Below are 8002 nucleotides of genomic sequence, written 5' to 3'. Positions count from 1 at the left end.
TGACGGCCGGCGCGGCGATGCCGCCGCTGCTGCTGGAGGACGACGAGGCGGTCGCCGTGGCCATCGGGTTGCGCACGGCGGCGGCGCAGCCGGTGACCGGCGTGGACGAGGCGGCGGTGCGGGCGATGGGCAAGCTGCTCCAGGTCCTGCCGGCCCGTCTGCGCCGTCGCGTCGACACCCTGACGTCCGCCACGGTGTCCCACCCGTTCTTCGTGGCCGGGGAGGCGGTGGACCCCGACGCGCTGGTCGTCGCCGCCGCGACGATCGCCAACCACGAGCGGCTGCGGTTGCGGTACCGCGACGAGGGCCGGCACGTCGAGCCGCGCGCCCTGGTGACGGCCGGGCGGCGCTGGTACCTGCTCGCGTTCGACCTCGACCGCGACGACTGGCGCACCTTCCGGCTGGACCGGGTCACGAAGCTCGCCGCGACGGGCGCCCGGGCGGCCACGAGGGAGGTACCCGGGGGAGACGTCGCCGCCTTCGTCGCCAGCCGGACCATGCGGATGGCCCCGACGTGTCCGGCCGACATCGTGATCCACGCGCCGGCCGCCCAGGTGGTGGACCGCCTGGGCGGGCCGCCGCCGGGCACCCTGACCGACCGGCCCGACGGCACCTGCCGGTGGCTCGCGCCGCCGGACACCCCCGAATGGCATGCCCTCCGGTTGGCGTCGATCGGGCTGCCGTTCGACGTCAGCGGCCCGGCGGAGCTGGCCGATCACCTCAGGTCGACGGCTGCGCTGTTCCAGGCGGCCACGGCCGGCCCCGGCCGGTCCGGGTAACGCGCCGGGTCGGTCCGGCGCCGGGTAGCTTTCTGGCATGAGTGAGGACACCGCCCGCTCGGTGGAGATCGAGCGCACCAGCGTGGGTCAGTACGTCGTGCGGAACGCCCGCGGCGGATCGATGTCGATGGGCACGGGGGAGGACGGCAGCTTCACGCCGGTGGAACTGCTGCTGGCGGCCATCGGCGGCTGCACCGCGGTCGACGTGGACCACATCACCAGCCGCCGCGCCGAGCCGACCCGGTTCGCCGTCGAGGTCACCGGCGACAAGATCCGGGACGAGACCGGAGGAAACCGGATGCGGAACCTGAAGGTCGAGTTCGCCGTGACGTTCCCGGCGGGTGCCGACGGCGACAAGGCCCGCGAGGCGCTGCCCCGGTCCCTGCGGCAGTCGCACGACCGGCTCTGCACCGTCTCCCGTACCGTCGAGAGCGGGACCCCCATCTCGATCATCGAGGCCGGTCGTTCCATCGGAGACTGAGGCCCCCCGGGGGTCAGCGGTGCCGACGGATGCGGTCCCAGGTGCCGGGGGGTTCGAGCCGTACGCCGGACTGGAGCGGGGTCGTGACCGGCTTGCCGCCGCCGGCGACGGCGCTGACCCGGCCGTGTGCGGCATTGGCGGGTAGCGCGGCCGGCACGGCCGGGATGTCGGTGGCCAGCTTGACGCGGAGGCCGGGCCAGCCGACCACGGAGAGGTCCTTCGCGGCGGTCAGCGTGGTCTCGGCGCCGAACGGCCCACGGACCGTGGCGACCGGGTCGCCGGCCCGGACGGCCGGGTGCAGCCTGATCGCGGCGTTGACGCTGCGGATCAGCGAGCGCGTCACCCGGAAGACCCGTTCCAGCTGGACCGGGGTGTCCGCGCCGGGCTGCCCGAGGACCGCGCCGACGACGGTGATCTTCCGGCCGCCCACGGTGACGACGAACGCGAAGGACAGGCACCCGCCGGCCTCGTCCGTGGACCCCGTCTTGATCCCCACGACGCCGTTCCTGCCGACGAGCGAGTTGTAGTTCTGCACCTCGCCGGCGACGGGCAGGGTCGCCTTCTTCTGGGCCACGATCTCCGCGAAGGCGGGCAGCGCCATCGCCTTGCGGGCGACGATCACCTGGTCGGCGGCCGTGCTGACGGTCTCGGGACTGAGCCCGGACGGGTCGGTGTAGCGGGTGTTCTTCATGCCGAGTTCGGCGGCGGTGTCGTTCATCTTGTCGACGAACGCGTCGATGCTGCCGGCGTCCCAGGCGGCGAGGATCCGGGCCATGTTGTTCGCCGACGGCAGCAGCACCGCCTGGAGGGCCTGGCGCTCGGTGTAGACGGCGCCCGCGGCGACCCGGATGAGGGACTCGCCGCGGGCGAGTTCGCTCGGGTAGGCGGCCGCCTGCGCCGCGCTGACCGTGAGCTTCGGCCCGTGCTCGCCCCGGTCGAGGGGATGCTCGGTCAGGATGACGTAGGCCGTCATCACCTTGGCCACGCTGCCGATCGGCAGCGGCTCGCTGCCGCCCGAGGTGCCCATGGACCCGACGCCCTCCACGAAGAGGGCGGCCTGCCCGGACTCCGGCCACGGCACCTTCAGCGCCGCGCCGGGGATGACCGTCGACGCGGCCAGCGTCCGCGTGACGGTCGGCGCCGGCAGCGGGTGGCGCAGCGGTTCGACCGCCACCAGCACGACGGCGGCCAGGAGCAGGGTCATCAGGAGGCTGACCAGCACCGGGAGTCGCCGCCGCCGACGGCGGGGCGGTGGCGGGACCGCGGGGATCACCTGCGTCGTCGCAGAGTCGAGCATGTTGATGTTCCCCCCGTGGGTGCTCCGAGCGGCTGGGCAGCCGCCGGCGTGCTGAACTCGGTATCACCAGCACGGTCACCCGGTCAAGGCGCCGACCTCACCCGGTCGACCGCCGTCACCGGCGGCGCGGCGTGATCAGCCCCGACTCGTACGCCCAGACGACCAGCTGGGCGCGGTCGCGGCAGTGCAGCTTGGTCATCGCCCGGTTGACGTGGGTCTTGGCGGTCAACGGGCTGATCACCATGCCCTCGGCGATCTCGTCGTTGCTCAGCCCCCGGGCGACGAGCGCGACGATCTCCTGCTCGCGGGCGGTCAGCACCTCGCGGCCGGCTGCCGGGTCGGCCGGCCGCGGGCCGGCGACGAACTCGCTGATGAGCGAACGCGTGACCGCCGGGGCGAGCAGCGCGTCGCCGCGCGCCACGACGTCGACGGCCTGCAGCAGGTCGGCGGGGTCGGCGTCCTTGAGGAGGAACCCGCTGGCGCCCGCGCGCAGGGCGGCGAAGACGTAGGAGTCGAGCCCGTAGTTGGTGAGGATGAGGACGCGGACCGCGGTGAGGTCGGGGTCGGCGGCGAGGCGCCGGGTGGCTTCGATGCCGTCGAGTCCCGGCATCTGGACGTCCATCAGTACGACGTCCGGCCGCAGGCGGCGCGCCAGCTGGACGGCCGAGGCGCCGTCGGCGGCCTCGCCGACGACCTCCAGGCCCTCCTCGGCGTCGAGCAACGCCCGGAATCCGGCCCGCATCAGGGCCTGGTCGTCGGCGAGCAGGACCCGGATCGGGCCGGCTGGATCGGTGGCGGACTGCGCCGCCGGAACCTCGCGGGAGCGCTCGGTCATGCCGGCTGCGCCCTCCGGTCGGCGCCGGCACGATCGGTGGCGGACCGCGCCGGCGGGACCGGTCCGCCCAGCGGGAAGGTGGCCCGGACCGCGAACCCGCCGCCGTCGCGGGCGGCGGCCCGCAGCGTGCCGCCCAGCCCGGTGACCCGTTCCCGCATGCCGCGCAGGCCCACACCCGGTGTCACGGGCCGGGCCGGCGACGCCTGACCGTCGTCGGTCACCGAGACGGTGAGCTGGGCCGGGGCGTACTCGACGTGGATCTCGGCGGTGGCCGGGCCGGCGTGGCGGGCCACGTTGGTCAGGGCCTCCTGGACGACGCGGTACCCGGCCTGGTCGACCTCGTCGGGCAGGTCCCCGGGCCGGCCGGTGACGGTCAGCCGCACCGGTACGCCGGCCGCGCGGGTCCGCCGGGCGAGCTCGTCCACCCGGGCCAGCCCGACGGGGTCGCCGTCGGAGGGTGCGCGCAGGACGTCCAGTGTCGCCCGCAGTTCCCGCATCGCGGCGCTGCTGGCCTCCTGGATGGCCAGGAGCGTGGCCGACGGTTCGTCGCCGTGTTTGCGGGCCAGGTGCACGGCGATGCCGGCCTGCACCTTGATCACCGAAATGTTGTGCGTCAGCGTGTCGTGCAGATCGCGGGCGATGCGCAGGCGCTCCTCGCCGGCGCGGCGCAACGCCACCTCCTCGCGGGTGCGTTCCGCCTCGACGGCCCGCTGCTCGACCTGTTCCAGGTACGCCCGGCGCTGCCGCGCGACGAGCCCGGCGACGTTGGCGGCGACGAACCAGCCCAGCAGCAGGGCGGTCCGCTCCGCGATGAGCTGGCTGGGCCGCCCGGCGGGCGCGACCGAGACGTCGCGGGCCAGGAAGCCGCCGAGGAAGACGAGGCTGGCCAGGGCGGCGGCCGCCCGGTGCCCCCGCCAGGCGGCGACGTAGACCACGCCGAGGACGGGGAACGCGGCGGACACCCCGGAGTGGACCCGGACGTGCAGGGCCAGCATGGCGGCGGTCACCAGGCCCACCGCCACCACGGGGTGCCGCCGGCACACGGCCAGGGCCGCCGCCATGACCAGGACCAGGGCGACGTCGGCCACCCCCACCGTCGCGGCGTCCGGCGCGAACGCGGCGTTGCCGAGCAGGAGGGCACCGAGGGCGAGTCCGCTGAGGGCGTACGGCAGGTCGCGGCGCATGGTCGCACTGTAGAACGGCGGTCCTCGGGGGAGCATCCCGCTTCCGTGGTAGCTGCGGCGTACCGCGGGCGTGGTATCGGCGGCCGCTCAAGTGCCTGCGCCGGCACGACGCTTTCCCAGCCCGCCGAGGCCAGCATCGAACCCATGACATACCGCTTCTTCACCCCCGCGAAAGCGTCGGCGGCGACGGGTCTCACCGCGGAGGTCTACCGCCAGCTGCGCGACGAGTTCCTCGGGCCGGTGCCCACCTTCCAGGCGCTGTCGGTCGCGCCGGACGTGCTGGCCGCGACCTGGGCGCTGATGCGCGAGGCCCTGCTCGCCGGCGACGCGTCCCGGGCCGACCGTGAGCTCGTGGCGTCGTCGGTGTCCCGGGCCAACCGCTGCCGGTTCTGCGTCGACGCGCACGTGATGCTGCTGCACGCGCTGGGCGAGCACGCGCTCGCCGAGGTCGTCGCCCGGGGCGGCACGCCACCGGAGCCGCGGCACGCCGAACTCGCCCGTTGGGCCGAGGCCAGCCGCCGTCCCGCGGCCGCCGACTGGACCGGCCGGTACCGTCCCGAGCTCACCGGCACCCTGCTCGCCTTCCACTTCGTCAACCGGGTGGTGTCGGCGCTGCTCGACCCGGATCTGCTGCCCGGCGGCCTGCAACGCTCCCCGGTGGTGCGGTCGGTCGGGGGCCGGCTCTACGCCCGGACGGCCCGCGCGGCGCGCGAGCCCGGCCGCGGTCTCCCGCTCGTCGACGCCGGCACGGCGGCGCCACCGGCCTGGGCCGGGGACAGCCCGGTCGGCGTGGCGTACGCGGCCCTGCGGAACGCCGCCCTGCGCGGCGGGGACCTCCTGGGGGACGTGGCCCGCCAGACCGTCGCGGCGACCGTGCGCTGGGAGGACGGGAGGTTCCCGGACCGGCCGGCGGACTGGGCCGTCGACCTGGTCCGGGACGTGCCCGGAGCGGACCGCGTCGGGACGCGGATCGCGCTGCTCACGGCGTTCGCGCCCAGCGCCGTCAGCCTGGGCGACGTCGCCCTCTGGCGGCTGTCCCATCCGGGCGACGCCGACCTCGTGCGGCTGGTCGCGTACGGCGCGATGACGGCCACCGACCACGTCGCCCGGTCACTGACCTCGGCTCGTCTTCAGGGGGATCACCATGCGTAAGGCCTTCGTCGTCACCAGCAGTCTGTTGCTCGTCGCGTTCGCCCTGCAGTTCGTCTTCGCCGCGGTGGGCGCGTTCACGAAACCCGGCGGTGAGGGCGCCTACGTGCTGCACAGCGTCACCGGGATGGCGGTCATCCCGCTGCTCACCCTGCTCACCATCCTGTTCGCGGTGCTGGCGAGGGCGCCGGGCCGGCTCGTCGGGTTGACGGTGCTGCCGCTCGGCCTCGTCCTCCTGCAGGCGCTCCTCGCCGGGCTCGCGAACGGCATCACCGACGCCGCGGGCGTCAGCAGGCCGTTCGGCCTGACCGTCGCCGGGCTGCACGCGGTCAACGGGATCGTCGCGGTGCACGTCGTCGTCGGCGTGGTCCGGGCGGCGCGACGGTTGGCCGGCCCGGCGCCGGCCGAGGTCGCCCCGGTGACCGTCCGGGAAGGGGAGCCGGCATGACCGTCGGCTCGTTGCTCGCGGCGGACCTCGTGATCGCGGTCCTCGCGGCCGCCGGGTGGCTGGGCGGCGGGGCCGCGTCGGCCGCCCGGCGCCGCCCGCTCGCCCTCGGGCTGGCGGCCGCCGGCCTGCTCGCCACGCTCGCCCGGGCCGTCACGATCACCGCGCTCGCCCGCGCCGGCTGGTGGTTCGCGGCGGAGAAGGTCCTCATCGCCGCGCCGCTGTCGCTCGCGGGGGTGGTCGTCGCCGGGCCCCGGCTGCTGCGCCTCCCGGGCGACATCCGCGCCGTCGCGGTCCCGCTCCTCTTCGCCGGGTACGCCGACAGCGCCGCCCTGCTCGTGACGGTCCTGCACGGCTATCCCGCGTCGGCCGGCGTGGGGCTGCTCGCGGTCGCCGGGGTCGTCGCGGCGACCGCGGTCTCGTGGCGTTTCCTCGGCGCACCCCCGTCGCGGACGGTCTCCCGGGTGGCCGTCGTGGTGGCGGTCGCGGCGCTGCTGACCGGAACCGGGCTGGCCGCCGCCCCGGGCGCCGCTCCCGCCGTACCCCATGATCACGGACCCGGGGATGCGCGGGCGGTGGGGGAACCGACCCGGCGGTTCACCCTGACGGCCGGGACGGCGACGGTGCGCGTGAGCGGTCGCGACGTCGCGGCGTGGGCGTTCGACGGGCAGGTGCCGGGGCCGGAGTTGACCGCCGTCGTCGGCGACGTGCTGGAGGTGACGCTGCGGAACCGGGACATCGCGCGCGGCGTCACGCTGCACTGGCACGGGTACGACGTGCCGAACAGCCAGGACGGGGTGCCCGGCGTGACGCAGGCGGCGGTGCTGCCCGGGCAGGAGTTCGTCTACCGGTTCCGCGCCGACCAGGCCGGGACCTACTGGTACCACACCCATGCGGTGTCCGACGTCGGCGTGCGGATGGGGCTCTACGGTGTCCTGGTGGTGCGCCCGGCGCCGGTGACCGGCGTGGACGTCACCGTGCCGGTGCACACCCTCTCCGGCCGTCCGCTGCCCGCGCCGAGGACGGAGTCGGTCCGGGCGGGGACGCCCGTGCGGCTGCGGTTGATCAACACCGACAGCACGACCCACCGGTACGCCCTGGCCGGCACCCCGTTCCGGGTCGCCGCCATCGACGGGTTCGACCTGCGGGGCCCGACGTCCCTCGTGGACACCGCCGTGCTGATCCCGGCCGGGGGCCGCTACGACCTGGTGTTCACCGCGCCCGCCACGCCGGTGGCGCTGTTCGTCGACGGGCGGGCCGTCTACTCGACCGGCGCGGTGCCGACGGCGACCGGCGCGTGGCCGGTGCTGGACCCGCTCGGCTACGGCGCGAGCGCCCCGGCGCCGTGGTCCCGCTTCGATCGGTCGTTCACCCTCGTGCTCGACCGTGGCCTGGACCTGCGCGGGCTGCTCCCGCGCTACGCCCACACCGTCAACGGCGCGGCCGACCCGGACATCCCGCCCCAGGTCGTCCGCCTCGGCGACACCGTCCGGTTCACCATCGTGAACCGGTCCCAGACCGTGCACCCGTGGCACCTGCACGGCCACCACGTCCTGGTGCTGTCCCGCAACGGTCGGCCGGCGACCGGGAGCCCGTTGTGGCTGGACTCCTTCGACGTGCGCCCCGGCGAAGTCTGGACGGTGGCGTTCCGGGCCGACAACCCCGGCATGTGGGCCAACCACTGCCACAACCTGGCGCACGCCGACGCCGGGATGACGCTGCACCTGATGTACGCGTGATCCGCCGCCGCGACGACCACGGCTCCCGCCGTGCGCCGGGGCGTACACTGGCGCTGGTTTCGCGACGGGTGGGCCCCGGTGCCGCGCCCGGGG

General features: G+C 75.4%; 8 protein-coding genes. 5 read left to right on the top strand and 3 right to left on the bottom strand.

What is annotated here, in order from left to right; genetic code table 11:
- Together F8274_RS08115 and F8274_RS08110 are read left to right on the top strand one after the other, a co-directional pair.
- The coding region (locus F8274_RS08115) for a YafY family protein (RefSeq protein ID WP_151461664.1) at positions 1-779 on the top strand (779 nt) is incomplete at its 5' end.
- A 37-nt stretch (positions 780-816) separates the two neighbouring features.
- Positions 817-1260 (top strand): OsmC family protein, encoded by a 444-nt coding sequence (locus F8274_RS08110; protein WP_151461663.1) that lies wholly within the window; start codon positions 817-819, stop codon positions 1258-1260.
- A 13-nt stretch (positions 1261-1273) separates the two neighbouring features.
- Here the strand turns inward: F8274_RS08110 and F8274_RS08105 are convergent, their stop codons facing one another.
- The 3 genes from F8274_RS08105 to F8274_RS08095 all read right to left on the bottom strand — a co-directional run bounded on the left by F8274_RS08105 (position 1274) and on the right by F8274_RS08095 (position 4576).
- A complete protein-coding gene (locus F8274_RS08105; protein ID WP_192579748.1) occupies positions 1274-2482 on the bottom strand; it encodes a D-alanyl-D-alanine carboxypeptidase family protein in 1209 nt (402 codons plus the stop codon).
- 190 nt (positions 2483-2672) lie between these two features.
- Positions 2673-3392: a response regulator transcription factor gene (locus tag F8274_RS08100; protein WP_151461661.1), complete on the bottom strand. Its 720-nt coding sequence runs from the start codon at positions 3390-3392 to the stop codon at positions 2673-2675.
- Entirely contained in the window at positions 3389-4576 is a 1188-nt protein-coding gene (locus F8274_RS08095; RefSeq protein ID WP_151461660.1) for a sensor histidine kinase, read from the bottom strand. The genes F8274_RS08100 and F8274_RS08095 overlap by 4 nt, the downstream gene beginning before the upstream one ends.
- Positions 4577-4720: 144 nt before the next feature.
- Between F8274_RS08095 and F8274_RS08090 the strand changes: the two genes are divergently transcribed.
- From F8274_RS08090 to F8274_RS08080, 3 genes are read left to right on the top strand one after another with little or no spacing between them, the layout of a single operon-like run.
- Positions 4721-5728, top strand: coding sequence for a carboxymuconolactone decarboxylase family protein (locus tag F8274_RS08090; protein WP_151461659.1), 1008 nt, complete (start codon positions 4721-4723; stop codon positions 5726-5728).
- Positions 5721-6173, top strand: a complete 453-nt coding sequence (locus tag F8274_RS08085) for a DUF6220 domain-containing protein (protein WP_151461658.1) — start codon at positions 5721-5723, stop codon at positions 6171-6173. Before F8274_RS08090 ends, F8274_RS08085 begins: the two co-directional genes overlap by 8 nt.
- Entirely contained in the window at positions 6170-7909 is a 1740-nt protein-coding gene (locus tag F8274_RS08080; RefSeq protein ID WP_151461657.1) for a multicopper oxidase family protein, read from the top strand. The genes F8274_RS08085 and F8274_RS08080 overlap by 4 nt, the downstream gene beginning before the upstream one ends.
- The last annotated feature ends 93 nt before the right edge of the window (positions 7910-8002 follow it).

Origin of the sequence: Micromonospora sp. AMSO31t (genome assembly GCF_008868175.1) — a bacterium.
Lineage (GTDB): Bacteria > Actinomycetota > Actinomycetes > Mycobacteriales > Micromonosporaceae > Micromonospora.
Note: the sequence above shows the minus strand (reverse complement) of the source record. Positions and strands in the feature narration are given on the sequence as shown.